The sequence below is a fragment of the Arthrobacter sp. NPDC093125 genome, assembly GCF_044754225.1.
Taxonomy (GTDB): Bacteria; Actinomycetota; Actinomycetes; order Actinomycetales; family Micrococcaceae; genus Arthrobacter.
This window is the reverse complement of record NZ_JBIVOQ010000005.1, coordinates 148,983-174,828: the sequence shown is the minus strand read 5'-3', so window position 1 is coordinate 174,828 and position 25,846 is coordinate 148,983. Positions and strand designations below refer to the sequence as shown.

The 25,846-nt window shown below is 65.3% G+C and carries 28 protein-coding genes; 8 read left to right on the top strand and 20 right to left on the bottom strand.

The window, feature by feature from the left end; all coding sequences use genetic code 11:
* Positions 1-96: 96 nt before the first annotated feature.
* The 5 genes from ruvB to pdxT all read right to left on the bottom strand — a co-directional run bounded on the left by ruvB (position 97) and on the right by pdxT (position 4,021).
* Complete coding sequence (gene ruvB, locus ACIP9X_RS12470; protein WP_400480050.1) at positions 97-1,185, bottom strand: Holliday junction branch migration DNA helicase RuvB; 1,089 nt, start codon at positions 1,183-1,185, stop codon at positions 97-99.
* Positions 1,178-1,822 (bottom strand): Holliday junction branch migration protein RuvA, encoded by a 645-nt coding sequence (gene ruvA, locus ACIP9X_RS12465; RefSeq protein WP_400480049.1) that lies wholly within the window; start codon positions 1,820-1,822, stop codon positions 1,178-1,180. The genes ruvB and ruvA overlap by 8 nt, the downstream gene beginning before the upstream one ends.
* A 96-nt stretch (positions 1,823-1,918) precedes the next feature.
* Positions 1,919-2,497, bottom strand: a complete 579-nt coding sequence (gene ruvC / locus ACIP9X_RS12460) for a crossover junction endodeoxyribonuclease RuvC (RefSeq protein ID WP_400480048.1) — start codon at positions 2,495-2,497, stop codon at positions 1,919-1,921.
* Positions 2,498-2,538: 41 nt separating this feature from the next.
* A complete protein-coding gene (locus ACIP9X_RS12455; RefSeq protein ID WP_400480047.1) occupies positions 2,539-3,294 on the bottom strand; it encodes a YebC/PmpR family DNA-binding transcriptional regulator in 756 nt (251 codons plus the stop codon).
* A 4-nt stretch (positions 3,295-3,298) separates the two neighbouring features.
* Complete coding sequence (gene pdxT, locus ACIP9X_RS12450) at positions 3,299-4,021, bottom strand: pyridoxal 5'-phosphate synthase glutaminase subunit PdxT (protein ID WP_400480046.1); 723 nt, start codon at positions 4,019-4,021, stop codon at positions 3,299-3,301.
* A gap of 90 nt (positions 4,022-4,111) precedes the next feature.
* Between pdxT and ACIP9X_RS12445 the strand changes: the two genes are divergently transcribed.
* Together ACIP9X_RS12445 and ACIP9X_RS12440 are read left to right on the top strand one after the other, a co-directional pair.
* Positions 4,112-5,404, top strand: coding sequence for a MurT ligase domain-containing protein (locus ACIP9X_RS12445; protein ID WP_400480045.1), 1,293 nt, complete (start codon positions 4,112-4,114; stop codon positions 5,402-5,404).
* Entirely contained in the window at positions 5,401-6,141 is a 741-nt protein-coding gene (locus ACIP9X_RS12440) for a type 1 glutamine amidotransferase (protein ID WP_400480044.1), read from the top strand. The genes ACIP9X_RS12445 and ACIP9X_RS12440 overlap by 4 nt, the downstream gene beginning before the upstream one ends.
* Here ACIP9X_RS12440 and ACIP9X_RS12435 read toward each other — a convergent pair whose 3' ends face one another.
* Positions 6,142-7,173 carry a CapA family protein gene (locus ACIP9X_RS12435; protein ID WP_400480157.1) on the bottom strand — a complete coding sequence of 344 codons (1,032 nt, stop codon included), beginning with the start codon at positions 7,171-7,173 and terminating at the stop codon, positions 6,142-6,144.
* Between ACIP9X_RS12435 and ACIP9X_RS12430 the strand changes: the two genes are divergently transcribed.
* Positions 7,148-7,465, top strand: a complete 318-nt coding sequence (locus ACIP9X_RS12430; RefSeq protein WP_400480161.1) for a hypothetical protein — start codon at positions 7,148-7,150, stop codon at positions 7,463-7,465. The genes ACIP9X_RS12435 and ACIP9X_RS12430 overlap by 26 nt on opposite strands.
* A gap of 94 nt (positions 7,466-7,559) precedes the next feature.
* The gene (locus ACIP9X_RS12425) at positions 7,560-9,572 is read left to right on the top strand and encodes a M3 family metallopeptidase (RefSeq protein ID WP_400480043.1); all 2,013 of its coding nucleotides are present in this window, start codon (positions 7,560-7,562) and stop codon (positions 9,570-9,572) included.
* Between the two features lie 271 nt (positions 9,573-9,843).
* On the opposite strand, the gene pdxS is transcribed toward ACIP9X_RS12425, so the two are convergent.
* The 6 genes from pdxS to ACIP9X_RS12395 form a co-directional block, all read right to left on the bottom strand.
* On the bottom strand, positions 9,844-10,770 hold the full coding sequence (gene pdxS, locus ACIP9X_RS12420; RefSeq protein WP_400480042.1) for a pyridoxal 5'-phosphate synthase lyase subunit PdxS: 927 nt from the start codon (positions 10,768-10,770) through the stop codon (positions 9,844-9,846).
* A gap of 162 nt (positions 10,771-10,932) precedes the next feature.
* Positions 10,933-11,553: a phosphatidylinositol phosphate synthase gene (pgsA, locus tag ACIP9X_RS12415; protein WP_400480041.1), complete on the bottom strand. Its 621-nt coding sequence runs from the start codon at positions 11,551-11,553 to the stop codon at positions 10,933-10,935.
* Positions 11,543-12,130 (bottom strand): HIT family protein, encoded by a 588-nt coding sequence (locus ACIP9X_RS12410; RefSeq protein ID WP_400480040.1) that lies wholly within the window; start codon positions 12,128-12,130, stop codon positions 11,543-11,545. The genes pgsA and ACIP9X_RS12410 overlap by 11 nt, the downstream gene beginning before the upstream one ends.
* Positions 12,131-12,164: 34 nt before the next feature.
* Positions 12,165-14,129: a threonine--tRNA ligase gene (gene thrS, locus ACIP9X_RS12405; RefSeq protein ID WP_400480156.1), complete on the bottom strand. Its 1,965-nt coding sequence runs from the start codon at positions 14,127-14,129 to the stop codon at positions 12,165-12,167.
* 175 nt (positions 14,130-14,304) lie between these two features.
* A complete protein-coding gene (locus tag ACIP9X_RS12400) occupies positions 14,305-17,856 on the bottom strand; it encodes a DNA polymerase III subunit alpha (RefSeq protein WP_400480039.1) in 3,552 nt (1,183 codons plus the stop codon).
* Positions 17,853-18,239, bottom strand: a complete 387-nt coding sequence (locus ACIP9X_RS12395; protein ID WP_400480038.1) for a DUF6504 family protein — start codon at positions 18,237-18,239, stop codon at positions 17,853-17,855. Before ACIP9X_RS12395 ends, ACIP9X_RS12400 begins: the two co-directional genes overlap by 4 nt.
* Positions 18,240-18,382: 143 nt before the next feature.
* Between ACIP9X_RS12395 and ACIP9X_RS12390 the strand changes: the two genes are divergently transcribed.
* Positions 18,383-18,769, top strand: a complete 387-nt coding sequence (locus ACIP9X_RS12390) for a hypothetical protein (protein ID WP_400480037.1) — start codon at positions 18,383-18,385, stop codon at positions 18,767-18,769.
* A 101-nt stretch (positions 18,770-18,870) separates the two neighbouring features.
* Here ACIP9X_RS12390 and ACIP9X_RS12385 read toward each other — a convergent pair whose 3' ends face one another.
* On the bottom strand, positions 18,871-19,197 hold the full coding sequence (locus tag ACIP9X_RS12385) for a chorismate mutase (protein ID WP_400480036.1): 327 nt from the start codon (positions 19,195-19,197) through the stop codon (positions 18,871-18,873).
* 14 nt (positions 19,198-19,211) lie between these two features.
* On the opposite strand from ACIP9X_RS12385, the gene ACIP9X_RS12380 reads away from it, so the two are divergent.
* On the top strand, positions 19,212-19,631 hold the full coding sequence (locus tag ACIP9X_RS12380) for a VOC family protein (RefSeq protein WP_400480035.1): 420 nt from the start codon (positions 19,212-19,214) through the stop codon (positions 19,629-19,631).
* Between the two features lie 34 nt (positions 19,632-19,665).
* On the opposite strand, the gene ACIP9X_RS12375 is transcribed toward ACIP9X_RS12380, so the two are convergent.
* Complete coding sequence (locus ACIP9X_RS12375) at positions 19,666-20,415, bottom strand: SOS response-associated peptidase (RefSeq protein ID WP_400480034.1); 750 nt, start codon at positions 20,413-20,415, stop codon at positions 19,666-19,668.
* A gap of 104 nt (positions 20,416-20,519) precedes the next feature.
* Here ACIP9X_RS12375 and ACIP9X_RS12370 point away from each other — a divergent pair, with 104 nt between their 5' ends.
* Positions 20,520-20,777 (top strand): mycoredoxin, encoded by a 258-nt coding sequence (locus tag ACIP9X_RS12370; protein ID WP_400480033.1) that lies wholly within the window; start codon positions 20,520-20,522, stop codon positions 20,775-20,777.
* Between the two features lie 41 nt (positions 20,778-20,818).
* Here ACIP9X_RS12370 and ACIP9X_RS12365 read toward each other — a convergent pair whose 3' ends face one another.
* Positions 20,819-21,700 carry a LysR family transcriptional regulator ArgP gene (locus tag ACIP9X_RS12365; RefSeq protein WP_400480032.1) on the bottom strand — a complete coding sequence of 294 codons (882 nt, stop codon included), beginning with the start codon at positions 21,698-21,700 and terminating at the stop codon, positions 20,819-20,821.
* Positions 21,701-21,772: 72 nt separating this feature from the next.
* Between ACIP9X_RS12365 and ACIP9X_RS12360 the strand changes: the two genes are divergently transcribed.
* Positions 21,773-22,393 (top strand): LysE/ArgO family amino acid transporter, encoded by a 621-nt coding sequence (locus tag ACIP9X_RS12360; protein ID WP_400480031.1) that lies wholly within the window; start codon positions 21,773-21,775, stop codon positions 22,391-22,393.
* 145 nt (positions 22,394-22,538) lie between these two features.
* Here the strand turns inward: ACIP9X_RS12360 and ACIP9X_RS12355 are convergent, their stop codons facing one another.
* The 5 genes from ACIP9X_RS12355 to ACIP9X_RS12335 all read right to left on the bottom strand — a co-directional run bounded on the left by ACIP9X_RS12355 (position 22,539) and on the right by ACIP9X_RS12335 (position 25,527).
* Complete coding sequence (locus ACIP9X_RS12355) at positions 22,539-22,745, bottom strand: hypothetical protein (RefSeq protein ID WP_400480030.1); 207 nt, start codon at positions 22,743-22,745, stop codon at positions 22,539-22,541.
* A gap of 64 nt (positions 22,746-22,809) precedes the next feature.
* On the bottom strand, positions 22,810-23,376 hold the full coding sequence (locus tag ACIP9X_RS12350) for a hypothetical protein (protein ID WP_400480029.1): 567 nt from the start codon (positions 23,374-23,376) through the stop codon (positions 22,810-22,812).
* A 57-nt stretch (positions 23,377-23,433) separates the two neighbouring features.
* On the bottom strand, positions 23,434-24,183 hold the full coding sequence (locus ACIP9X_RS12345) for a biotin/lipoate A/B protein ligase family protein (RefSeq protein WP_400480028.1): 750 nt from the start codon (positions 24,181-24,183) through the stop codon (positions 23,434-23,436).
* Between the two features lie 184 nt (positions 24,184-24,367).
* Complete coding sequence (locus ACIP9X_RS12340; RefSeq protein ID WP_400480027.1) at positions 24,368-25,171, bottom strand: thioesterase family protein; 804 nt, start codon at positions 25,169-25,171, stop codon at positions 24,368-24,370.
* A gap of 71 nt (positions 25,172-25,242) precedes the next feature.
* Positions 25,243-25,527, bottom strand: a complete 285-nt coding sequence (locus tag ACIP9X_RS12335) for a DUF427 domain-containing protein (RefSeq protein WP_400480026.1) — start codon at positions 25,525-25,527, stop codon at positions 25,243-25,245.
* Between the last annotated feature and the right edge of the window lie 319 nt (positions 25,528-25,846).

Here is a 25,846-nt window from a genome sequence, read left to right as displayed (position 1 = left end):
CGGGAGCGGCGGCCCGTTGGGGGCCGGCCGCAGAAACGAAGGCACGGATGTGCCGAGCGTCATTCCAGTCTAGAGGGAAAAGCTGGACGGACGCTGTTATTGGGTGTTGGAAATCCAGTCTGTAGCGGATTCTTCATCTTCTGTATCCGGCCCGAACAGGTCCAGCGTGTCCTGTCCGAACACGCCGTCGGGAACGGCAAGGCCCAGGTGGGTCCAGGCCGGGGCCATGGCGATGCGGCCCCGCGGCGTCCTGCCCAGGAGCCCCTCGCGGACCAGGTACGGCTCGGCAACCGTCTCGACTGTTTCGGGTTCCTCGCCCACGGCGATGGCCAGGGTGGACAGTCCCACAGGTCCGCCGCCGAACTTGGTGATGAGTGCCTCCAGCACGGAACGGTCGAGGCGGTCCAGGCCGCGCTTGTCCACCTCGTACATGTCCAGGGCGGCCGACGCTGACCTGGCATCTATCTGCTCGATCCCGTGCACCAGAGCCCAGTCCCTCACACGCCGGAGGAGGCGGTTGGCGATACGGGGGGTGCCGCGGGACCTGCCCGCGATTTCGCTGAAGCCGGCAGAATTCACCTTCAGGTCCAGCAGGCCCGCGGACCTGCGCAGGACCAGCTCGAGTTCCTCGACGGAATAGAACTCAAGGTGCCCGGTAAATCCGAACCTGTCGCGCAGGGGGCCGGGCAGCAGTCCCGCACGGGTGGTGGCACCCACCAGCGTGAAGGCCGGCAGTTCCAACGGAATGGCCGTGGCGCCGGCGCCCTTCCCGACCACGATGTCCACCCGGAAGTCCTCCATCGCCATGTAGAGCATTTCCTCAGCAGGGCGGGACATCCGGTGTATTTCGTCCAGGAACAGAACCTCGCCCTCGGAGAGGGAGGAAAGGATGGCGGCGAGATCGCCGGCATGCTGGATGGCCGGGCCGCTGCTGATCCGCAGCGGCGCGTTCATCTCTGCGGCCACGATCATGGCCAGAGTGGTCTTGCCCAGGCCCGGCGGACCCGAAAACAGCACGTGGTCGGCCGTGCGGCCGCGCATCCTGGAAGCCTGCAGCACGAGGGACAGCTGTTTGCGGACCCGGTGCTGGCCCACAAAGTCGTGCAGGTTCTTGGGACGCAGGGCGGCTTCGATCGTGCGCTCTTCCGGCTCCTCTCCCCCGGCGACGAGGGAAGGCTCAGCCACGGCTGCCTACCCTGTTGCCGGCCCGGGCGCCGTCCTGGCCGAGCCAGCGCAGGGTGGTGCGAAGAATCTCGGCGACGTTTCCCTGCTCCGCCAAGTCCGGCGCGTCGGCCAGCGCCTTGTCGATGCTGCCGGTGGCGTCCTTCTCGGACCATCCGAGGCTCGTCATGGCGGCTACAACCTGCGGCTTCCAGACTGCTTCCCCTGACGGGGCGGGTGCGGCACTCGGTGCGGTGCCGTGCGGCACCAGCTTTCCGGCGAGTTCGAGCACGATGCGGCCGGCCACTTTGGGTCCGATGCCGGGAACTTTGGTGAAGGTTTTACTGTCCCCGTTATGGGCCGCGACGCGGATGGCCTCCGGCTCATGGACCGCGAGGACTGCCAGAGCCAGCCGCGGGCCAACTCCGCTCACGCTCAGCAAAATGTCGAAGACCTCACGCTCGTCATCACTGGCGAACCCGAAAAGGGTGAGCGAGTCCTCCCGGACGATCAGCGAGGTGTAGAGCTTCCCTTCCTCGCCGGTGCGGAGTTTGCTCAGGGTCTGCGGCGTGGCGTAGACACTCATGCCGGCACCGTTAAGGTCGATCACCGCGGTGGACAGGCCAACGTGCGCTACGGTTCCGCGGAGAAAACTTATCAAGGCCGGGCTCCTGAACTACTGCCGGCCGGACAATGTGATGTCTCCGACCGGTTATCCGAACATATCTACGAATACCCTAGCAAGGGCTGCGGACAATCACCGTGCGCGGCGCGCCTTCGCTTCTGCATCCGCCCAGGCGCGCTGGGCAGGAGTCAGCGCCTGGCTGCCCGGTCCGGTGGTGGCGACGGCAGCGCCGCTGCCGGCCCGCCACGCGTGGGTGATGGCAAGGGCAAGGGCGTCGGCGGCGTCAGCCGGCCGGGGCGGGGCGTCGAGCCGGAGGATCTTGGTGACGAGCTTGGTGACGGCGTCCTTGTTGGAGTTGCCGCTTCCCGTGACGGCCGCTTTGACTTCCGACGGCGTGTGGAGTGCCACCGGGATTCCGCGCCGGGCTGCTGCCGCAATCACCACGCCGGACGCCTGGGCGACGCCCATCACGGTGCTGACGTTGAGCTGGGAAAAGACCCGCTCCACGGCCAGGACGTGCGGCTCGTACCTGTCGAGCCAGTCGTCAATGGCCAGGGCAATGACGAGCAGGCGCTGGTCCAGCGTCTCCTCGGGGGACGTGCCGACCACACCCACAGCCACCATGCTGGCGCGGCGGTTCTTTTCCACGTCGACCACGCCGATGCCGCAGCGGGTCAGGCCTGGGTCGACGCCCAGAACGCGCAGCGTCACAGCTCAGTCAGCGCGTGTGCCGCGGCAGGGAGGACCACCCGTCACTCGGCGTCCAGTGCGGCCTGCACTTCGTCACTGAGGTCTGCGTTGCTGTAGACGTTCTGCACGTCGTCCAGGTCTTCCAGGGCGTCAACGAGCTTCATGAACTTCTTGGCCGCGTCCACATCCAGGGGAACCTCCATGGACGGCACGAACTCGGCTTCGTCGGTGTCGTACTCGATCCCGGCTTCCTTGAGGGCGTCCCGGATGGCCTGCAGGTCCTTCGGGTCCGAGTGGATTTCGAAGTTGTCGCCGTTGTCCTTGACCTCCTCGGCGCCGGCGTCCAGCACGGCCATCAGGACGTCATCCTCGCTCAGGCCGTTCTTGGGCAGGGTGACAACGCCCTTGCGGGTGAAGAGGTAGCTGACGGAACCGGGATCAGCGATGGTGCCGCCGTTGCGGGAGATGGCGAGCCGGACCTCGGAAGCCGCGCGGTTCTTGTTGTCGGTGAGGCATTCGATCAGCAGGGCGGATCCCTGCGGGCCGCGGCATTCGTACATGATCTCGGTGTAGTCCACGACTTCACCGGTGAGTCCGGCGCCGCGCTTGATGGCGCGGTCGATGTTGTCGTTGGGCACGGAGGTCTTCTTGGCCTTGGTAACGGCCAGTTCAAGCCCCGGGTTGCCGGCGAGGTCCGGTCCGCCCATGCGGGCCGCGACTTCGATGTTCTTGATCAGCTTGGCAAACGACTTCGCCCGGCGGCTATCAATGATGGCCTTCTTGTGCTTGGTCGTTGCCCATTTGGAGTGGCCTGACATGCTTCTACGCTTCTCCTCTGATCATGCGGATAAAAAGTTCATGCACGCGTTTCTCCCCCGTCACTTCCGGGTGGAAGGAGGTGGCCAGCAGCCGGCCGGAACGCACTGCAACAATTCTAGCTGTCCCCTGCAGATCGGCAGCGTGGGAAGCGTGGGCCGGGTCCGCCGGCTCCACCTGGGCGAGCACTTCGACGCCGTCGCCCACCCGCTCCACCCACGGGCCGCGGATGAAGACTGCATGCACGGGAGCTACGCCTTCCTCCGTGGCACTGAAGTCCAGTCCCTTGAAGTCCAGGTCCGTCTCGAACGACTCCCGCTGGCGCCCGAAAGCGTTGCGCCGCACCGTGATGTCCAGTCCGCCGAAAGTCTGCTGGGGATTGCCGGCCATGTCTGTGGCGGGATCAGCTATGTCGTGCGCCAGCAGAATCATGCCGGCACAGGACCCGTAAACCGGTAGGCCCTCGGCGATGTGCTTGCGCAACGGGTCTGCCAGCTCGAACGCGCGGGCCAGCTTGTCGATGGCCGTCGATTCCCCGCCGGGAATAATGAGGCCGTCAAGGCCGTCCAGCTCGGCCGGGCGGCGGACCCCGACGGCGGTGGCACCGGCTGCTTCGACCGCATGAAGGTGCTCGCGGAAGTCGCCCTGAAGCGCCAGGACACCGATCCGGAGTCCCGAACCGATACCTGTACGAGCGCGCGGGGCCGCGGCGGAAAGGGGATTGGTCATCCAAATATCATAGTGTCAAGACGGCCGGTGCCCTTGCCCGCAGCCCGCCGGCCGCCCCGTCGCATGCCTCAACTGGGATATATTCAAAGCATGTTTTCCTTTAGCGTTCCGCTCGGCAAGCTCGTCCGCCGGGTAACCCGGCTCAGGGGCGGAGGCTCCGCTTTTCCCGGCCTTGTGGTCGAAAAAATCGATCCGGGCTTCATGCAAAGGACCCTGTCCACACTCCCCCATGGGGTGGCGGTAGTCAGCGGAACCAACGGAAAAACCACCACAACGAAGATGGTGGTGGAGCTCCTGGAAAGCCAGGGACTGAAGGTTTTCACGAACCGTACGGGCAGCAACTTCACCCGGGGCGTGGCGGCCGCCTTGCTGGGCGAGGTGGACATGCGCGGACGCCTGGACGCCGACATTGCCGTGCTGGAGCTCGACGAAGCCCACGCGGTGCACTTCGTCAACCGCGTTCCCCCGCGCTACAGCCTGCTGCTGAACGTGCTCCGTGACCAGCTGGACCGCTTCGGGGAAATCGATAAGACGGCGCAACTGCTCCAGCACATCGCGTCCAAGACCACGGGAACGGTGGTCCTGAACCGCGAAGACCCCCGGGTGGCACGGATCGCCGAGACCCTGCACGGGCCGGAGGTCCGGTACTTCGGCCTGGACGATTCCCTGCTGGGCACTTTTCCCAACGACGACGAGCTGCGCGCCGGACCCGGCAGCCCGCCGCCGGCGACCGTCCCCCGGAAGCCGGCTGCCGACGTCGTGCTTCGCCGCGTGGGCGCGGACGACGCCGACTTCGAGTACGACGGCGCCATGGTCACCACCGAGATGAAACTCCGCGGCGTCTACAACATCTTCAACGCCGCAGCGGCCCTGGTGCTCGCCCGCAGCATCTGCGGCAGCGGCGCTGCCACGGCGGACCACACGGCCCTGCTGACCGCGCTGTCGCAGGTGGCGCCGGCGTTCGGCCGCGGCGAGAGCCTGGTGGTGGACGGGCTGCCCCTGGACCTGGTGCTCGTGAAGAACCCCAGCGGGTTCCGGCTGGGCCTTAAATCCTTTCCCTCGGGCGGATACGCCACCATGATCGCGATCAACGACAACTACGCGGACGGGCGGGACATGTCCTGGCTGTGGGACGTCGACTTCGAATCCCTGCGGGCCGACGGCGTTGACCAGGTCAGCGGCTCCCGCGCCTATGACATGGCCCTGCGCCTGCAGTACGACGAAGTGGCCGTCCGCTCCGTCGACACGGAGATCGCCCCTGCTCTGGCCGCCTTCATCGCCGGCGCGAAGGACAAGCCGAAGCGCGTGTTCTGCACCTACACAGCCATGCTCGCCATCCGCCGCGAGCTGTCCAAAATCACCACAGTGGAGGTGGTCTCGTGACCCCGGGAACATCAGGCAGCAAGGGAACCGTCCGCGTCCTGCAGCTCTATCCGCGCGACATGAACATCTACGGCGACTGGGGCAACGCCCTGGTGCTGCAGCAACGGCTGAAGTGGCATGGTTACACGCCCGAACTCCTCGAGTACAACCCGGGTGACGATTTCCCCGACGAGGTGGATGTGATCGTTGCCGGCGGCGGGCAGGACAGCGGCCAGCTGGTGATCCAGGACGACCTGCAGATGCGGGCGGACACCCTGCGTGGGCTGGCCGAAGACGGAGCGCCCATGCTGGTGATCTGCGGCCTCTACCAGCTGTTCGGGCATTTCTTCAAGACACGCTCGGGCGCAGTCATTCCGGGCATCGGAATACTGGACGTGGAGACCCACGGAACGGACGAACGCCTGATCGGCAACGTGAAGGTGACCACCCCCGAGTTCGGCGAGGTCCTTGGCTACGAGAACCACAGCGGCCAGACCACCCTCGGGCCCGGCGTGAAGCCTCTGGGCGCGGTCGAAAAAGGGACCGGCAACAACAGCAAGGACGGCCATGAGGGGGCCCGCTACCGCAACATCGTGGCGAGCTACCTGCACGGTTCCCTGCTCCCGAAGAACCCTGCCGTCGCCGACTATCTGATCCGGACCGCGGTCGAACGGAAATACGGATCCTTCACGCCGGGGGAACCGGATGACCGCTTCGCGGTGCTCGCCCGGGAACACGCGGCCCGCCGGCCGCGCTAGCTACTTCTCCTTGCTGATCAGGAGTTCGTGGGCACCGGCCTTCGCGGCACCCATGGATTCCACCACAGTCTTGGTCCGCTGACGCGTCTCCGCGTCGGCCGCCGGGCTGGCGCAGACGCCCTGGGGCGCATCCGAGGCCACCGAACACCAGCGGTACGGCGAGTTGACGATGACCGAGGGTGCCCAGCCGAGATCGGCAGCGGTCCACGTGCCGGCGGCGTCCTGGCTAAACTGGGCCCTCACCAGCAGCCCCTCGTTGTTGACGGCGTAGGTGGGCGAGAGCTCTGTCACGCCGTTGCCGAGCCCGTATACGATCCACGTTCCCTTGTACTTTTCAATCGGCAGCACCGAATGGGTGTGGTGCCCGTAGATCATGGTGAACTGCCCGCTGTCCACCAGGGCGTGCGCCACCTCCTGCTGCTGGGCGTTGGGAACACTGGCGTATTCGTCTCCGGCGTGCATGACCCCGAGCACGATATCTGCACCAAGCTGCCGTGCCTTTTTCGCCTTGGCAATCATGGTCGGTGCATCCAGCATGTCCACCTGCCAGTCCTGCTCCGGAATCTGGCCGTTCAGGCCGTACGTGCCTTGAATGACGGCGATATTGGCCGCCTGCGTCGGCAGGATGAGAATGCCGTCCGCTTCTGCCTTCGTGCGGTACGAGCCGGTGTGCTGCAGGCCGGAAGCATCGAGTGCGTCCAGCGTCCGGACCAGTCCCGCGGTGCCCTGGTCGATGGTGTGGTTGCTCGCCGTGGTGCACGCCTGGTATCCGACAGCCTTGGCTGCGGCAATGATCTGCGGGGGCACGTTGAACGACGGGTACGCCGAGAACGGTCCGGCCGGTGCTGCCACAGGGGTCTCCTGGTGGCAGATGGCGAGGTCGCTTTGCCCAATGTAGCGCCTCTGGCCCTCCAGCAGCGGGACAAAGTCGAGTCCCTTTATACCGGCCGCCAGGGCGTCCTGGCGTGCCTGCTCCCACAGCTGCGTGTGGACCAGCATGTCGCCGGTGACCACCACGGAGGCACAACGCACGCCTTTGCATTCGGGTCCGACGCCGGGCGTCGCACCGGCCGTGGGTGTCTCGCCGGGCGCCGCTGTCTGGCTGGCTGTCGGGCCGCCGGATGCTCCGGCGTCCGGCGAACCCGACCCATCAGGTGACCCCGAAGCGCTGGACGAAGGGGCCGTCGTGGCGGGCGTCCCCTGCGCAGCGCCACTTGGCGCTTCCCCGCCGCCGTCCTGGCCCGCAATGACGCCGCACGAAGCCAGCGAGGCAGCCAGTGCCGCCGACGCAACGCTCCGGGCCGTCCATGTGAAAAAACTGTGAGTGTTCCCCATAACCGCAATCCTACGGTGGCACGACACCTAAAAACGCTGCGGACGTCATTGTGAACACCCTCCCTGCATGAAAGTGTTGCGTCATGACTAACCCCCTGCTGACCCCAAGCAGCCTGCCGTTCGGGCTGCCTCCCTTTGCAGCCATCGAGGACACCCATTATGCCGAGGCAGTGGACGCGGGCCTCGCAGAACACCTCGACGAAATCCGCGCCATTGTGGAGAACCCCGAGACGCCCGGCTTTGAGAACACGGCCCTGGCGATGGAGCGTTCCGGGCGCCTGCTGCAGCGCGCCGCAGCCTCCTTCTTTACGCTGGTCTCGGCCGATGCCTCGGACGCAATCCAGGAACTGGAGACTGAGCTGTCCCCGCGGTTCTCCGCCCATCAGGACGCCGTCTACCTCAACCGGGAGCTGTACGAGCGGTTCGCTGCCATCGATACAGCAGGCCTTAATGCGGAATCGGCCCGGCTGGTCGAGGAATACCTCAAGGAATTCCGCCAGTCCGGAATCCAGCTCGATGACGAGGGCCAGGCGCAGCTGAAGGAGCTGAACGCGGAGCTGTCACGGCTGGGCACGGAGTTCGGCCAGCGCGTCAAGGAGGCCATGAAAAAGGCTGCCCTGCTGCTCGACGATGCCGCGGACCTGGCAGGGCTGCCGGCCGATGAGATCGCCAGCGCCGCCGAGGCCGCCCGCGTGGCCGGGCACGAGGGCAAGTACCTGCTGACCCTGATCCAGCCGAGCAACCAGCCGGCTTTGGCGTCGCTGGAGAACCGTGACGTCCGCCGGCGCCTGTACGAGGCGTCGATCGCCAGGGGCAGCAGCGGAGGCAGCCTTGACGTACTGGACCTCGTGAGGTCCATGGCCCGGCTGCGTGCCGAGAAGGCCGTCCTGCTTGGATACGGCAACTACGCCGAACTCGTCGTCGACAGGCAGACCGCGCCCGACTTCGAGGAAGTCCGGTCCATGCTCAGCCGCCTCGCGCCCCCGGCCGTCCGCAACGCAGACGCCGAAGCCGCGGCCCTGGCTCAGACCGCCGGCCACAGGCTGGAGGCCTGGGACTGGGCCTACTACTCGGCAAAGGTTCGCCGCGAACGGTACGACGTGGACGAGCAGGCCATCCGGCCCTACTTCGAGCTGGACCGTGTTCTGGCGGACGGCGTGTTTTTCGCAGCCACGTCCCTGTACGGCGTGACCTTCCACGAACGTCCGGACCTCTCCGGCTACCACCCCGATGTCCGCGTTTGGGAGGTGCGCAACGAGGACGGCACCGCACTGGGCCTCTTCCTGGGCGACTACTACACGCGCGAGTCCAAGCGGGGCGGCGCGTGGATGAATTCGCTGGTGGAGCAGTCGGACCTCCTGGGCGACCGGCCCGTGGTGATCAACAACCTCAACATCTCCAAGCCGCCCGCGGGTGAACCCACCCTGCTGACCCTGGACGAGGTCCGCACCGTTTTCCACGAGTTCGGACACGCCCTGCACGGGCTGTTCTCGAAGGTCACCTATCCGCGGTTTTCGGGAACCAGTGTGCCCCGCGACTTCGTGGAGTACCCGTCCCAGGTCAACGAAATGTGGATCATGTGGCCCGAGGTGCTGGCGAACTACGCCCGCCACCACAGCACCGGCGAGCCGCTCCCCCAGGACGTCGTTGACCGGCTGAACGAGTCACGGCTCTGGGGCGAGGGCTTCGGCACCACCGAATACCTTGGTGCGGCGCTGCTGGACCTGGCGTGGCATGTGCTGGACGCTGACAGCGTTCCCGAGGATGCGCTCGAATTCGAGGCGAAGGCCCTCGCCGCGGCGGGAGTTGCGCACACCCTCATCCCGCCGCGGTACCGCACCGGCTACTTCCAGCACATCTTCGCCGGCGACTACTACGCGGCCGGTTATTATTCCTACATCTGGAGTGAGGTCCTGGACGCCGAGACCGTGGACTGGTTCATCGACAACGGCGGGCTGAACCGGGCCAACGGCGACTACTTCCGCGCGGAACTTCTGTCCCGCGGGAACAGCCGGGATCCGCTGGAGTCGTTCCGCACCTTCCGCGGCCGTGACGCCGCCCTCGAGCCGCTGCTCAAACGGCGCGGCCTGCAGTAACTCCGCCAGGTAGCCGCCACGGCATGCGCCCCCACTCCCCAACTGGGTAGCAGCACAGGCCGTTCCCAGCGCTGGGAACGGCCTGTGCTGCTACCTAGTTGGGTTAAACGCACGACGGCGGGTGGCCACCTTCGAGAAGGTGACCACCCGCCGTCGTGGTTAAGGCTCTGGCGCCTATTCCGCAGTCTCTCGGCTTAGTAAGAGAAACTGCAGAGGCTCCGCAAACAGGGCGCCTCGGCGCCGAGTTTGGGGAGAGGCAGTTGAACGGGTGTTACCAGCCGCGCTCGGCGAGGCGGTGCGGCTGCGGGATCTCGTCGACGTTGATGCCGACCATGGCTTCGCCCAGGCCGCGGGAGGCCTTGGCGATGACGTCCGGGTCATCGAAGAAGGTGGTGGCCTTCACGACGGCGGCGGCGCGCTGGGCCGGGTTGCCGGACTTGAAGATGCCGGAGCCGACGAAGACGCCGTCGGCGCCGAGCTGCATCATCATGGCGGCGTCGGCCGGGGTGGCGATGCCGCCGGCGGTGAACAGCACCACGGGGAGCTTGCCGGTGGCGGCGACTTCCTTGACCAGTTCGTACGGTGCCTGCAGTTCCTTGGCCGCGACGTACAGCTCGTCCTCCGGCAGGGAGGTCAGGCGGCGCAGTTCGGCGCGGATCTGGCGCATGTGCGTGGTGGCGTTGGAAACGTCGCCGGTGCCGGCCTCGCCCTTGGAACGGATCATGGCCGCCCCTTCGTTGATGCGGCGCAGGGCCTCACCGAGGTTGGTGGCACCGCAGACGAAGGGAACGGTGAATTCCCACTTGTCGATGTGGTTGGCATAGTCGGCCGGGGTCAGGACCTCGGACTCGTCAATGTAGTCCACGCCCAGGGACTGCAGGACCTGGGCCTCGACGAAGTGGCCGATGCGGGCCTTGGCCATGACCGGGACGGAAACGGCCTCAATGATCTTGTCGATCATGTCCGGATCGGACATGCGGGACACGCCGCCCTGGGCGCGGATGTCGGCCGGGACGCGTTCGAGCGCCATAACGGCAACGGCACCGGCGTCTTCGGCGATGCGGGCCTGTTCGACATTGACGACGTCCATGATGACGCCGCCCTTGAGCATCTCAGCCATGCCCCGCTTGACACGGCTGCTGCCCGTCACGCTGTTGGCGGACGAGCCGGCTTCGCTGCTTACATCAGGTGTAGACACAAAAACCCCTATGGGTAGATAGATGTTGCTGGATCCGCTCTCGCGGCCCGGCGCGGGCGGCACGCGAATGCCGCAATTCGCACACACCGGATTACCGGATCCATTGACCAGGTATTTCTAATAGTAGTCCCACCACGGCGGCCGGGCTTAATCAGGATTTCATCAGGACTGCGGGGTGCCCTGGCATGCCTGGCGGCGGACGGCCAGCACGCGCTGGACCACAGTGATGAGGCTGGCGCCGGCCAGCACGACGAGCGTCACCAGCAGCACGATGGGCGGCAGCCCGAGTCCGGTCAGGCCGGTGACAACAAGCACCGACACCAGCCGTTCAGCACGCTCGGCGATGCCCACGTTTGCCTGGAACCCGAGGGACTCGGCCTTGGCCCTGACGTAGGACACCACCATTCCCAGGACAAGGCAGACGACGGCGGCCACGGCTATCGCCGTATCGGCGCCTCCGGTGAAGAACCAGATGGCAAGGCCGGCGAACAGTGCGCCGTCGGCCAGCCTGTCCAGGGTTGAGTCCAGGAAGTTGCCCCACGAGCCGCCCCGGTCCTGCATCCGCGCCATGATGCCGTCGATGACGTCGGAGAAGATGAAGGCCGTAATAAAAAGGGTTCCCCACAGGAGGTGGCCCATCGGGTAGAACACGAGGGCACCGACCACCACGCCGGCGGTGCCGACTATCGTGATGGCGTCGGGCGAAACACCGATCTTGAGCAGCCAGCGGGCCAGCGGAGAGAAGAGCGCGGTGAAGAACCCGCGGGCATGCCTATTCAGCATGCGTCTCCCCCGGCCAGGCGTCGGCAACCTGCTGGCGCACCTCGTCAAGGGTCTGGGTGATCGCCTTGGTCTGGGCGATGATCGGGAAGAAGTTCCCGTCCCCGCCCCAGCGCGGAACGACGTGCTGGTGCAGGTGGCCCGCGATCCCGGCCCCGCCAACGACTCCCTGGTTCATGCCCAGGTTGAACCCGCCGGGATTCGCGACCTTCCGCAGCACGCGCATGGCGGTCTGCGTGAGGTCGGCAAATTCGGAGGTCTCCTCCACGGTGAGGTCCGTGTAGTCCGGTATGTGCCGGTAGGGGCACACCAGCAGGTGGCCGGGGTTGTAGGGAAAGAGGTTCAGCACAACGTAGCTGGTACGGCCGCGGTACACGATCAGGGATTCCTCATCTGTGCGGCTGGGAGCAACACAGAAGGGGCAGTCATCCTGGTTCTTGAACTGGTGCTGCCCGCCCTTGATGTACGCCATGCGGTGCGGAGTCCACAGTCGCTGGAAAGCATCCGGTACGCCGGCGAGGCCGAAATCGTCCGTCACCTCGGCGTCGCCCGGATAGCCTTCGCCCGTATTCTCCTGCACGTGTCCCTCTCGTCCGTTCCTCTCGTCCGTGTGGCTAGCTGGTCCGGTTGCGGACGGCGTCCACGATCCGCTGGACCGCCTCGGCCACCGGCACGCCGTTGTCCTGGCTGCCGTCGCGGAAACGGAACGACACCGCACCGGCTTCGGCGTCCTCGCCGCCGGCGATCAGGACGAAGGGGATCTTGTCCTTGCTGGCCGTGCGGATCTTCTTCGGGAAACGGTCCGAGGAGATGTCTACCTCGGCGCGGATGCCGGCAGCCTTGAGCTGGTCCACGACGTTGAACATGTAGTCGTTGAAGGTTTCCGCTACGGGAATCCCGACCACCTGGACCGGGGCGAGCCAGGCCGGGAAGGCGCCGGCATAGTGCTCGGTGAGCACGCCCATGAAGCGCTCCACTGAGCCGAACAGGGCACGGTGGATCATGACAGGGCGCTGGCGGGTGCCGTCTGCAGCCTGGTACTCCAGCTCGAAGCGTTCGGGCAGGTTGAAGTCCAGCTGGATGGTGGACATCTGCCAGGTGCGTCCCAGCGCGTCCTTGGCCTGGACCGAGATCTTCGGGCCGTAGAACGCGGCTCCCCCGGGATCCGGTACCAGCTCAAGCCCGGAGGCTTCAGCTACCTCGGCCAGCGTGCGGGTGGCTTCCTCCCAGGTGGTGTCGTCACCGACGAACTTGTCCTCGTTCTTGGTGGACAGCTCCAGGTAGAAATCATCCAGGCCGTAGTCCTTGAGCAGGCCCAGGACGAAGTTCAGCGTGGTGGTGAGCTCGTCCTTCATCTGCTCGCGGGTGCAGTAGATGTGGGCGTCGTCCTGTGTCATGCCGCGGACGCGGGTCAGGCCGTGCACCACGCCGGACTTCTCGTAGCGGTAGACCGACCCGAATTCGAACAGCCGCAGCGGCAGCTCCCGGTAGGAGCGTCCGCGGGAGCGGAAGATGAGGTTGTGCATGGGGCAGTTCATCGGCTTCAGGTAGTAGTCCTGGCCGGGCTTGCGCACGGTTCCGTCGTCGTTGAGTTCCGCGTCGATGTGCATCGCGGGGAACATGCCTTCCCTGTACCAGTCAAGGTGGCCGGAGACTTCGTAGAGGTGGCCCTTGGTGATGTGGGGCGTGTAGACGAACTCGTAACCGGCGTCCACGTGGCGCTGGCGCGAGTAGTCCTCCATGGCCTTGCGGATGATGCCGCCCTTGGGGTGGAACACCGGCAGGCCGGAGCCCAGCTCATCCGGAAAGGAGAACAGGTCCAGCTCGGCGCCGAGCTTGCGGTGGTCGCGGCGCTCGGCCTCGGCGATGCGCTCCTGGTATGCCTTCAGCGCGTCCTTGGTGGGCCAGGCCGTGCCGTAGATGCGCTGCAGCTGCTGGTTGTTCTGGTTGCCCAGCCAGTAGGCGGCGGAGGAGCGGGTCAGGGCGAAGGCGTTGGAGATGAGCTTGGTGTTGGGCAGGTGCGGTCCCCGGCACAGGTCGCACCAGACGTTGTCGCCGCTCTTGCGGTCGACGTTGTCGTAGATGGTGATGTCCCCTGCGCCGACCTCGACGTTGACGCCCTCTCCCGCTTCTGCGGCCTCGTTTTTCTTGCCCAGCAGTTCCAGCTTGTAGGGCTCGTTCTTCATGGCTTCGCGGGCCTCGTCCTCGGACACGACGCGCCGCACGAACTTCTGGTTCTGGTTGACGATTTTGAGCATCATCTTTTCCAGCTGCCGGAGGTCTTCGGGTGTGAAGGGTTCCGCGACGTCGAAGTCGAAGTAAAAGCCGTCCGTAATGTAGGGACCGATGCCGAGCTTGGCGTCAGGGCGCAGCTGCTGCACGGCCTGGGCCATCACGTGGGCTGTGGAGTGGCGCAGTACGTTGAGGCCGTCCGGGGAGTCGATGGTGACGCCCTCGACTTCAGCACCTTCGGGAAGCGGCTGGTCCAGGTCCTTGAGTACTCCGTCGACGCGGGCAACAACCACTTCGCGGCGGTCGAAGAAGAGCTCCGCGCCGGTGGTCCCGGTAGTCACCTTCATCTCTTCGCCATCGACGATGAGGGTGATCTGCTGGGCATCTGACACGGGTGTCTCCTATTCAAAGTTAAGGCTTCGTAGCTTGTGGCGTACGGGGACCACAGCCAGCCTCGTCAATCGTATCCGTAAGGGCTGAGGCCAGCCAAAGCGGGACACGGCAGGGACGGGCAGGGAAAGGTCATCCGCCGAGCCCGGTGATGGCAAGGTTCCGGCCGATTCCGCTCAGCGGCCCGGGGCTCCGGAACTCCTCCGGAATGACGGTGCCCGGAAGCGGCCTTCCATTGTCCGGCCCGCCACCAGGATCATTCCGGGAAGTGACTGTGCCTTCCGGGAAGGGCAGGGTTTCAACCCTGCTGAGGTCCCAGGCCATGCTGGCGCTGAGGCTGATGCCACGCGGACCGGTTCTCCTGGTGGTTCCGCGGATGAGGAGGAGCCGGGTTCCGAACAGCAGGGGTCCTGCCAACTCCTGCGCCTCATGGAAGAACACAGCATCCACGCATCCGGTGCCGTCATCAATGCTGATGAACACCACCCTTCTGCCCCCGCGCATGGGCGGCGTCTGGGTGGCGACGCGGACTCCGGCCACCAGAACCTCGGTGCCGTTCCTCAAACCCAGGAGTTTGTCCGCGGTGGTGACGCCGAGCCTGTCCAGCAGGGGGCGGTGGCTGGACATCAGGTGCTCGCTGACGTCCACGGCCATGAGGTCCAGTTCAGCCCTGACATTCTCGACCAGTGTTGGCGGCGGGAGTTCAGCCTTGACGTTCCTTAGCTCGACATCCCCCAGAGGCAGGGCCAGCTGGCCCTCAATGACCTCTGTTCCCTTTTTGGGCTGGCCGGTCTGCAGGTTCTGAAGGTGCTGGACAAGGTCGGCCCTGTTGGCAGTACCGCCCGACTCCCGGTGGAGGGAATCGAAGGCGCCCAGTTGAGCGAGTCTCCTGATGCTCGGTTTCGTCAGCCGTGCCCGTGCCCTGAGATCAGCCAGGGAGTCATACGGCTGCCCTGCCACTAGCCTTTTTAGCTCCGCCCCTGAAAGCCCGTAGATGCCTTTCAGGCTCAGCCTGATACCCAGTTTCCCGCGCTCCGGGCCCTCACCGACTCGTTCCACCCGGTACTCATCCCCGCTGCGGTTGATATCCAGCGGAAGAATGGGGATGCCGAGCCGGCGGGCCTCGGCGACAAGGAGGCGTTTGGGATACATACCAGGATCGTGCTCCCACAACCCGGCAAGGAACGCCTCGGGATGATGTGTTTTCAGCCAGGCCGACTGGTAGGTGGGTACGGCAAAGGCCGCGCCGTGGGCCTTGCAGAAGCCAAAGCTGGCGAACGATTTCAGTGTCCCCCAGACCTTGTCGACGACGTCAGGAGAATACCCCTTGGCTTTTGCCTCGCGGCGGAAGAACTCCTCCACCTGGGATTCCATGACCTCGTTGCTCAACGCCCTGCGGAACTCGTCGGCCTTCGCCAACCCGCAGCCCGTCATCACGTCGAAGGTCCTCAGGATCTGTTCGTGGAACACGGTCACCCCGTGGGTTTCCTGCAGCACGGGCTTCAGGTCCGGATGGGGATAGACCTCCGGCGCGAATCCATGCCGGTGCTCCAGGAACGGCCGCACCATGTCCGATTTCATGGGGCCCGGCCGGAACAGGGAAATATCGATGATGAGGTCATTGAATTCCCGGGGCGCCAATTTGCCCACGAGCTCCCGCTGGCCCGGCGATTCGATCTGGAAGCAGCCCAAGGTGTGGGTGCTCCGGATCAGTTCATAGGTTGGCTCGTCATCCAGCGGCACCGCGTTGAGGTCGATGAAGCCGTCCTCGCTGATGTAGTCAGGGCCCGTGCCGTCCGGCCGGGTCGGATGTGCGCCCGCCGACACCACCTCGGCTTTGGACGGGTGGATGCGGATGATTTCCCGCACCGCAAATGCCATGGCGCTTTGCATCCGGACTCCCAGCACATCCAGTTTGAGCATGCCCATGGGATCCATGTCGTGCTTGTCGAACTGGCTCATGGGCAGTCCCAGCCCGCTGGGCTGGACGGGTGTCCTGTCCAGGAGCGTGGCATCACCCAGGATCACCCCGCAAGGGTGCATGGATATGTGGCGGGGAAGCCGGTCCAGGCGCTCGGTGAGGTCAACGAGCAGATCCAGCTGCTGGTTGCCGGAAAAGTCCCGCTGCTCCACCCGGTCCGCAAATTCACGAAGCTCAGGCTTTTCCTCAAGCGCTTCCCGGAACTTGCGGGCCGAGAACCGCCACAGCTGCTTGGCGATCTCACCAACATCGTTTTCGTCCATGCCCAGCGCCATTCCGGCGTCGCGGACGGCACCGCGTGCACGGTACCCGTTCTGCATGCTCATGAGCGTCACCCGCTGGGAGCCAAAACGGTCGAAGATTCTGCGGTAGACGTTGTGCCGCTCCGCGCTTTCGACGTCGATGTCGATATCCGGCAGCGTGGACCTGTCCCGTGACAGGAACCGCTCAAAGATCAGGTCATGCTGCAGCGGATTTACCTGGCTGACATCGATCAGGTAATTGACAAGGCTTGAAGCCCCGGATCCCCTGGCGGCGGCCCTGACCCCCATGTCCAGGATCATCCGCGACACTTCAGCCACGGTCAGGAAGTAGGAGGCGAAGCCAAGGTTGGAGATGATTTTCAGTTCGTGCTCAAGCCGGGCGCGCATGTCAGCCTCCGCCTGGCCGGAGATCCCGGGGAACCGGCGCCCCACGCCGGCCTCGCACCGCTGCACCAGCTCCGCCAGCGGATCTCCTTCGATGCCAATCACCGATGCTTCCGGAACCACCGGCTGCTTCCATCCCATATCGGTGCTGGGATCCATCCTGCAGCGGTCCGCGAGCGCCTCCGTTTGCGCAAGCAGCACCTGGAGGTCGGCTGCACCGTATCCGGCGGCTGAAATGATTTCCTTGGCCAGCTGCAGCATCTGCGCGGGCGATTTCAACCAGCCCTGCCCGGTGGGCTGGAGCAACGGAGCTGAGGAAAGTTCGGGCAACGATTTGAGGGTGCGTGCTGAGTCCAGAACGTCGGCAGTAGCTGCTCCGTCCTCGGCGCAGTATCTGACGGCGTTGGTCAGGACGGCAGGGATGCTGAACTCCTGGGCAAGTTTGAGCATGCGGACGGCGTGCGCTGTGCTGAGCGCCTGTCCCGGGGGGCTGAGGTGGGAGACGACTTCGGCAACGATGCTTCCGGCCGGCAGGGCATCAAGCCAGCCCTTGAACAGGGTGCGGGGCCGGAGGTAACGGCGCCCTCCCATGGCACGCCCGACGTCGGAATCAGGACCTACGAGCACGGTGAGGACCGGTCTGAGGGTTTCGGGATCAAGGACCCTTGATGCCAGTTCGGCCCGGGTCACGGCAACAGGCACTGCTCCCCCAGCCTTCCCGGTGGTCCGGGCGTGGGCATCTGAAATCAGCCGGCAGAGCGCCCTGTATCCGGCGCCGTTGGTGTTCCCATGGGCCAGCACCACGACGCGGCCGCCGGGCTGGCTGCGCAGGTCTGCGCCGTCGTCGAAAATGGCGAGGTCCACTCCGATGACAGGGTCAAGACCTGCTGCCATGCAGGCCTTGAGGTGCTTTACCGTTCCGTACAGCCCGTCCCTGTCGGTGCAGGCAAGGGCGGTGGCCCCGGCGGCAGCCGCCGACTGGGCGAGCTCATCCGGCCAAGAGACCCCGTAGTGGGCGCTGAAGGCGGTGGAAACGTGGAGATGTGTAAAGCTCATGCTGTCTTGGGCCGGAGGGCGTCGTGGATCCGGAGCAGCCGCCAGCGTCCGCTGCCGGTGTGCCGGACTAAGTCAAGGGTCAGGTGGTCAGAAGCAGCAGGTGTTTTCCCGTCGGGGGCACTCCCGTCAGGGGCACCCGCGTCAGGAGCCTTCCTGTCAGGGCCGGACTCAGCAGGAACAACCTGGACGCGCCAGATCTCGTGGTCCACAAGTCCCTGGCCGCCGCCCAACGGAGCGCGTTGTTCCTCGGCCCACCACTGGCGGCGTTCAAACCAATGCACCGGTTCAGCGCAGACCGAATATTTCCGGCCTCCCCAATGCAGCTCGGCAGGCAGGCCATCGGGTCCGCAGACAACGTCCACGGACTCACTGAACATGCCCACTCGTGCCTCCGGAACCGAAATCAACCTGCTGTAGATGTGGGAGCGTTCGAATATGTATTCGAATAAGAACAGTCTACGCCGGGTCCCCGACAAAACCTAGGTGAGGTGTGGACGGACGGCGGCGCAGAGGGCAGGATGGAGCCATGAGTTCCAATGACGCACTCCTGAAGCACGTAAGCATCGCCGCCAAAGACACCAACCTGGTGGCCAAATTCGATATTGACGGCAATATTCCAGGATCGGGCGCCTTCGTCGTGGGGCTCGTCGCTGCAACTCCGGACTACTCGCACCAACGGAGGCTTGGAATAGAGTTCATGAACGGCGAAGCCGTGTCGATGTACGCGTTCAGCCATGACGGCACGGAGGAAAACTTCGACGTCGAAAGCGTTGAGCATTCCGGCAACACCATCACGGGCAAGTTCCCCATGAGCACGGTGCTCGGCCTTGAGAAGGGACACCTGATGTCAGCCTTCAGCGAGGCTGACGGCCGGGAATTCCAGTCTGGGGTGCCGGTAGAGGAATCGCTTTAGCCCTCTTGCCACCGGCGAGACCGCCTGCGAGCGCAGCGCGCTTGCAGCTCAGACTGCACGGACGGCCAGGATAGGCCGTTGTAAAACGGGCGCGTGCCCGCTCAGCTGTTCTCGTTGTGGATTTTCATCTCAAGTTCGATGAACTTCGAGATCATGGCCCGGTAAGTGCTTTCGACTATGTCCGGGTCGATTTCCTTTTTCTCGGCCGCGGAACGGACATGTTCAATCACGCGTTCCACCCGCCCCGGAGCCCGCACTTCAGCGTCATCGCCCTTCAGCGTCCCCGCAATCCTGATCAGGCGTTCGCGCCGCGCAATCAGGGTGACGATCTGGTCATCCACCTCGTCCACGGCGATCCGTACAGCGGCGAGCTGTTCCCTGTCAGCCTGGGCGCTTTTATCGTCTCCGTGATTTGTGGGCATGTCCATGACAGTATCGAACCATGCAGCCCCGAGTCGATTTTATTTCTTTGGGAGTGCGCAGCGTGGCCGCCTCCCGCAGCTTCTATGTTGAGGGCCTCGGCTGGCCCGTCCACCGGGAATTCCCCGAGGTGGTGTTCATCCAGGCCAACCACGGACTTATACTCTCGCTCTGGGACGCCGGCCAGATGCAGTCCGAAGCGGGCGTTGAAGCTCCCGGCCCAGTCCCCTGCATCACGCTCAGCCATAACGTGGGAAGCGCCGCCGAAGTCGACAAGGTGATGGCAGAAGCGGAGGCCGCAGGTGCCGCCGTCGTATCCCCTCCGAAGACACAGCCCTGGGGCGGCTACACCGGCTACTTCGCCGATCCGGACGGCTTCCGGTGGGAGATTGCCTTCAACCCCACCTGGGCAGTGGACGACGACGGACGGGTCACCGTCTGATGCGGACGGCGCCGGGGGCGCTGGGGGCGCCGCGCTAGAAGAGCGCCGCGACCGGCTCGACGAGCTCCGGCGAATTGTTGCGTACGTTCCCAACCGCCTGGCCAACCGAATCCACCCGCCAGCCCGCGGCGACCTCCTTCACGCCCGACCGCACGAAGTCCACCAGCCCGGCAGCATCATCCACCTGCGGGTCCAGCCAGGCGGCCATGGTCTCCCGGCCCATGGGCAGCGGCACCCGGTCGTGCAGCGCCGTGAGCTCGGCGAAGATCGTGCCTTCGGCACCTGCCGGCGGCGAGTCCGCCGTCATGATGGACATTGAGAGCACCCACTGGCCGGGTTCCCCTGGTGGCACGGACGGGTCCTTCCACCACTCATAGAGTCCCGCGAAGGCCATGGCGGACTCGTCCCTGGGGTGGACGTAGTATGGCTGCTTGCTGCGCCCTTCACCCTGCTTCCACTCGTAATAGCCGTCGGCAGGAACGGCGCAGCGGCGCGACTGCACGGCCTTTCGGAAAGCGGGCTTCTCCAGCACCGTCTCGCTGCGGGCGTTGATCATCTTCGCCCCGCCGCGGATGTCTTTCGCCCACGATGGCACCAGGCCCCAGCGGGCAACGTGCAGCTGCCGGACCGGGGCGTCGTCGATCAGCCGTTCCAAAACAATGGGGGCATCATCAGTCGGAGCGATGTTCCACGAAGGCGGTATCTCGACGTCGTTCTCAAGTTCAGCGTCGAATTCCGCCAGCAGATCCCCGACAGCCCTGGCCATCACGTAACGTCCACACATGGCACCAGCATGCCACCGCAACACAGGCTGGGGAATACCGGCACACGGGTTACCGTTGACTGGAACGAAACCGACCGGTACGAACCTACTCCTGAGGAGCTCACGTGGACTTCACCCCCGAAGACGGCGCCATCACCATGTTTTCCACCACCTGGTGCGGCTACTGCAACCGACTCAAGAAGCAGCTGGATGCCCAGGGAATCGGCTACACCGAAATCAACATCGAAGAGGTAGAGGGCACCGCCGAGCTCGTCGAGCAGATCAACGGCGGCAACCGCACCGTTCCCACCGTCCTCTTCCCGGACGGAACGGCCGCCACGAACCCGTCGGCAGCCGAGGTCAAGAACCGCCTCGCCGCTTAGGCGCGCTTTCAGCCTGCCGCCGCCGCCCTCGGCCGCGGCAGTCAGCGCAGACTTGTAGCCGCCGCCTTCCCCAAGGCGGCGGCTACACGTTTAAGCGTCGCTGATTCAATGGACCACTGCTGCCAGTACAGCGGAACGTCCACATGCCCTTTGTTGTCGAGGACGGTGAGGGTGCCTGCGTCGAGAAGCGGCCGGGACTGAAGGTCGGGCAGCATGCCCCAGCCCAGGCCGAGTTCGATCGCCCGCATGAAATCCGAGGACGCGGGAACGAAGTGCCGCGGCGGGTACTTCGCCCCTGGCTCCAGCCGGCCCTCAAGGTAGCGGTCCTGGAGCGCATCCTTCCGGTCGAAGACGACCACCGGAGCCTCAGACAACACCTCATCGCTAAACCCTGCCGGCAGCCACTGTTCCACGAAGGCGAGGCTGGCCACGGCGCGGTAGCGCATGATGCCCAGCGGCCGGACCGTGCAGCCCTGCACCGGCTCAGGATCCGAAGTGATGGCCGCCATTGCCGTGCCTTCCCTGAGGCGCTCAATGGAGTGGTCCTGATCATCGACGGTGATCTCGAAGCTCGCGCGCTCCACTCCCGCCAAGGCCGGCAGCACCCACGTGGCGAGGGAGTCCGCGTTGATGACGAGCGGTATGCGCGGACGGGCGCCTGCCCCTTCCAGCCCCAGTTCATCCATCGCCTCGCTCTCGAGGAGCGCCACCTGGCGGGCCAGACGCACAATGACGCTACCGGACGTCGTGGGCCTGACAGGCTTGCTGCGGATCAGCAGCACTCGCCCGGTCTGCTGCTCCAGCGCCTTGATCCTCTGGCTGATGGCGGAAGAGGTGACGTGCAGTGCTGCCGCTGCCCGGTCGAAAGTCCCGTGGTCCAGCACTGCCGCCAGCGTTCTCAGCTGCTCAGTTGTGGCATCCATCGTTAGTTTTCCTTACTCTAGGTAAGAAAGTTTAGCTGTACTGACAGTTGTCCTCCGCCTACAGTCGGTCGGGTGGAAATCACAGGAACAATTGGCGCCCTGGTCACCGGCTTTGGCGCAGGCCTCTCTCTTATCATCGCCATCGGCGCACAAAACGCCTTCGTCCTGCGCCAGGGGCTGCGGCGCGAACACATGCTTCCCATCGTGGCGGTGTGCATCGCCAGCGACGCGCTCCTGATCGCGGCGGGTGTGGCCGGAGTCGGCGCGCTCATCGAGTCAGTGCCGCTGGCACTGACTGTTGTGCGCTGGGCCGGCGCCGCCTTTCTGCTCGCATACGCGCTTTTAGCCGCCCGCCGGGCTTTGCGGCCCGGCTCCCTGACGGCCACGGGCGCGTCCGCATCCGGCACCCTGGCAGCTGCGGTGGGAACCGCCGTCGCACTGACTTGGCTGAACCCGCACGTCTATCTGGACACCGTGGTGCTGCTGGGATCGCTCGCTGCCGACCACGGCGAGGAGGGCCGGTGGCCGTTCGCCTGGGGCGCGATCGCCGGCAGCACGGCCTGGTTCAGCGTGCTCGGGTTCGGCGCACGGTTCCTCGCCCCGGTCTTCGCCAGGCCCGGGGCCTGGCGCATTCTCGACGGCGCCATCGCCGTCCTGATGGCAGTGCTGGCCGCTTTCCTGTTGGTTCCCTGAAAGGAATCGGACGTGAGCGGAATAGGACGTGAGGGGAATAGGACGCGAGGGGAATAGGACGTGGGCGGAATCGCGCCCTGAGCGCGAATCTGGATCTGCCTGCGGACGCTCAAGGCACCGCATCGGCGGCGCCTTCCAGCGGTGCCTAGACTTTTTCGTCGATACGGTCACCCATCGGCTTCCGCGCCTGGTACTCCCTCCGGCGGGCCAGGAAGGTCCACAGCCGTGACTCGTCCGACTCGGTCCGCGGTTCCGCGTGCTGAGGGGGCACTGGCTCCCGGCGGGCTTCAGGCTTCCGCTCGGTATCCTTTGTGGTGTCCCAGCCGAAATCCTTCTGCGACGAGTAGCACATCACTGACCTCCCTAGTGCGGCTGTCCCCTATTAATCATCCGCTGACTTAATCGTCAGCCGTCCTTTAATCGTCCTCTGTGCGGGGTGCGGTGTCGACGGAATTACCCGACGTGATCTGCCGCTTGAGCGTCTCCACCTCACCTTTGAGCAGGTCGACGGCGGCCCGGTAGTCTTCGAATTCGGCCCGCCGGCGCCTGGTCTCGGCATAACTGACGGCAACGGCGACGATGGCCAGCGGAAACGACACCAGGAGGGCCCAGCCGGCCGCGGCAAAGAAGTCCAGCGCCACCGGAAGGGCCTGCTGGAGCGCCAAAAACTCGTTCACTCCCCCGACCACTTGGTTCAGGACCGAGTCGAGGGGGCCCAGGAACTGGCCCACCAGCGGTGTCCCCGAGAACGACGGCGCGCTCAGCCGCGATTCTTCCCCGGCGGACCACCGGGCATCACCAACGTGATTCAGGACGTAGACCCCGGCGCCTGCGCTGAGGGCGGCGAAGAGCAGAACGGTGCCCAGAGCAACCAGATGAATTCTGCGTGGACGCAGAACAGCGGTCACCAGCGCGAAGCCGATGGCCGCAACCCAGGGAAGGAGTCGGAGTCCGTCACCGCTGACGCCGGCTAATAAGTCCACTGGTTCCCCACTTTGTCGTTGCAGTGCTTTCTTCCGGTCAGGCCGGACCCTCGGCAGTTACTGGCGCAGGCTGCTGAAGTCCGCGTCTGTCAGCGACGCATAGGTTCCGTACGTCTTGATCACAGCGTCCTCGACGGCCTGCACGTCCACCTGCGGCACGAGGTCATTCACTGCCCCCGCTGTGGCAGGATCCCAGTCAAGCCCGAGCGCAGCATAACTGGCTGTCAGGACATTGCGGATGGGCGCCGAGTTCTCCACCACGATGACCGAACTGAACAGCCAGCCGCCGGATACGACGCGCTGCGCTGTTCCTACCAGCTTGACGCGGTGCACGGGGTCCTGCGGGTGGATCCCGTGGACGCTGAACTCGCCCGGGCAGTACTCCCCCGGAATCTCGCCGACGGCGGCCGGAACGCCGGTGCTCCGCAGCGCCTCCGCCATCATCTCCCCGAAGAACGCAAACCGGCCTTTGGCGCCCGCGATGGCGTCTGTGTGGGGCTCCACGTGGTCCACAATCAGCGTCCCCTCGTGATAGGCGGCGGCGCGTCCGCCCGCCTTGCGGATGAGCGGCTCGAAGCCCAGTTCCCTGCATGCCTGCGCCGCTGTTTCGAACCCGGGGAGGTGTGCGTCGCGCTGGCCGAAGGCGACCGTCGGCGCCGGGCGGTACAGCCTCAGCGTCGGTCCGACCTGCCCGGTCTTTACCAGTCCCAGCAGCTCAATCCCGAAATCCAGGTCGCGGGCCGCTCCGAGGGAATTGTGCTGGCGGACAACCGTCAAGGTCCGTGCTCCGGTCGCGGCCTGCTGCATGTCGCTAGCTCCCTCAAAATCATGGTCCGTTGCCGGTCGTGGCAGGCCAATGGCCGAATCTGCCGCTCTGAAGTCCCACGGCCCCATCTAGGGTACGCCGTCGCTGTCCCGCCCCTTTGCATCGGCCGGCTACGGACGCCGGCTGCTTCAGACAGCGGCGGTCCGGATGCTCCCGCGGGCGGGATCAGCTCTTGCGCAGTGTCAGTATCTGTTCCGCGCGACCGAACGGCCCGGCAACGTCATGCAGCACCGTCGAGGTGAGCCCGATTCCGTCCGCGCCGAACGACACTGCGTTGTCCAGCCCGAGCCATTCGCCCTCCGGCCGGCGGTGCATGTGGATCTGCAGGTCCAGGTTGGGGAAAGCGTAGCTGCCTTTGCCCGGCGGCACCCGCGTTGCGATGCCGTTCGCCGTGTCCACGAGTCCAACCAGACGTGCCATGTCCGTGCTGTCCTTGGCATCAGTGAGCGGATGGTCTGTCCGCAGCCAGACCTTCCCGGCCCCGGGCCTGTGCCCTTCCGCAACACGCATTTCCAGCGAACGGATGTATCCGCCGGGCCAAACGCTGGCGCCGTCGTACGGCTTGCAGTCGTGCGGCGAGGGGATGGGGACATCCTCGACGGCGGCGACGCCGGAAGTGTCGCTTGTGATCATCCGCCAGGCCGTCGCGCGGATGATGGCCCGTCCCGCCGCCATCAGCTCCGCCTGCAGGAGCTCAATGGTCCGGCCCGGCCGGAGTGTGGTGGTCCTGACCTCGAATTCGCCGCCGGGAATCAGACCCAGGATTTCGTAGCTGAGGCGCGCCATCCGCATGTCGCTGCGCGGCTCGTGCCGTTCCAGCCGGTCTGCGAGCAGCCCGGAGGCCGGCGCCATGTGCTGTTCGTGCTCGTTCCAAGCCCCCTGGGCGTGGATGGTGGAGCGGAAGCGGCCCCGGCCCAGGTCCTGGTAATAGAAATCGCCTTCCGCGAGTTCCGGCAGAGCAGCAGTCAACGTTGACCCCTTCGACGCAGTAACAAGCTGAGATCACCCTATCGCCCTCTGAACTGCGATCGGGAGCGGCCTCACTCCTCGATAGCCACCCCCTGCCAAAAGGCAACGCGATGCCGGATCTGTTCCGCGCGGGGCTTGGGCTCGGCGTAGTACCACGCGGCGTCCCGGTTCCGCTGGCCGTTCACGACAAGCGTGTAATAGCTCGCCTCCCCCTTCCAGCCGCAGAAGGTGTGGTGCGCACTCTCCTCCAGATACTCCGCGTTCACCGAGGACCTCGGAAAATAATGGTTTCCCTCAACCTTCACCGTGGCATCGCTTTCCGCGATGACGGCGCCGTTCCAGACTGCTCTGACCACGGTGCATGCTCCTCAGGGCTCGGCCGTTTCTAACCAACGTCGCAACTGCTCTTATCCGAACGTAGCAGCATCCTTTTACGCCCGGGCGTGCTCTGCACGGCACGAGTTAGCAACAATTCGCCACGGCGGTTTTGGCGCCTTCACTTGTTCTCTCACGACCGTAAAAGTGAATTCACTTACCGAACCTTAATTGACCCCGGATGTTCCCCTCCCACCGGGCCGTTGCCAGAAAGCTAGTCATAATTCCGTGCACGGGAGAAGATTCCTATGTCTCCACTGGACTTAAGGTTTGGTGGCAGACACCAGGCGCGACTGCGAA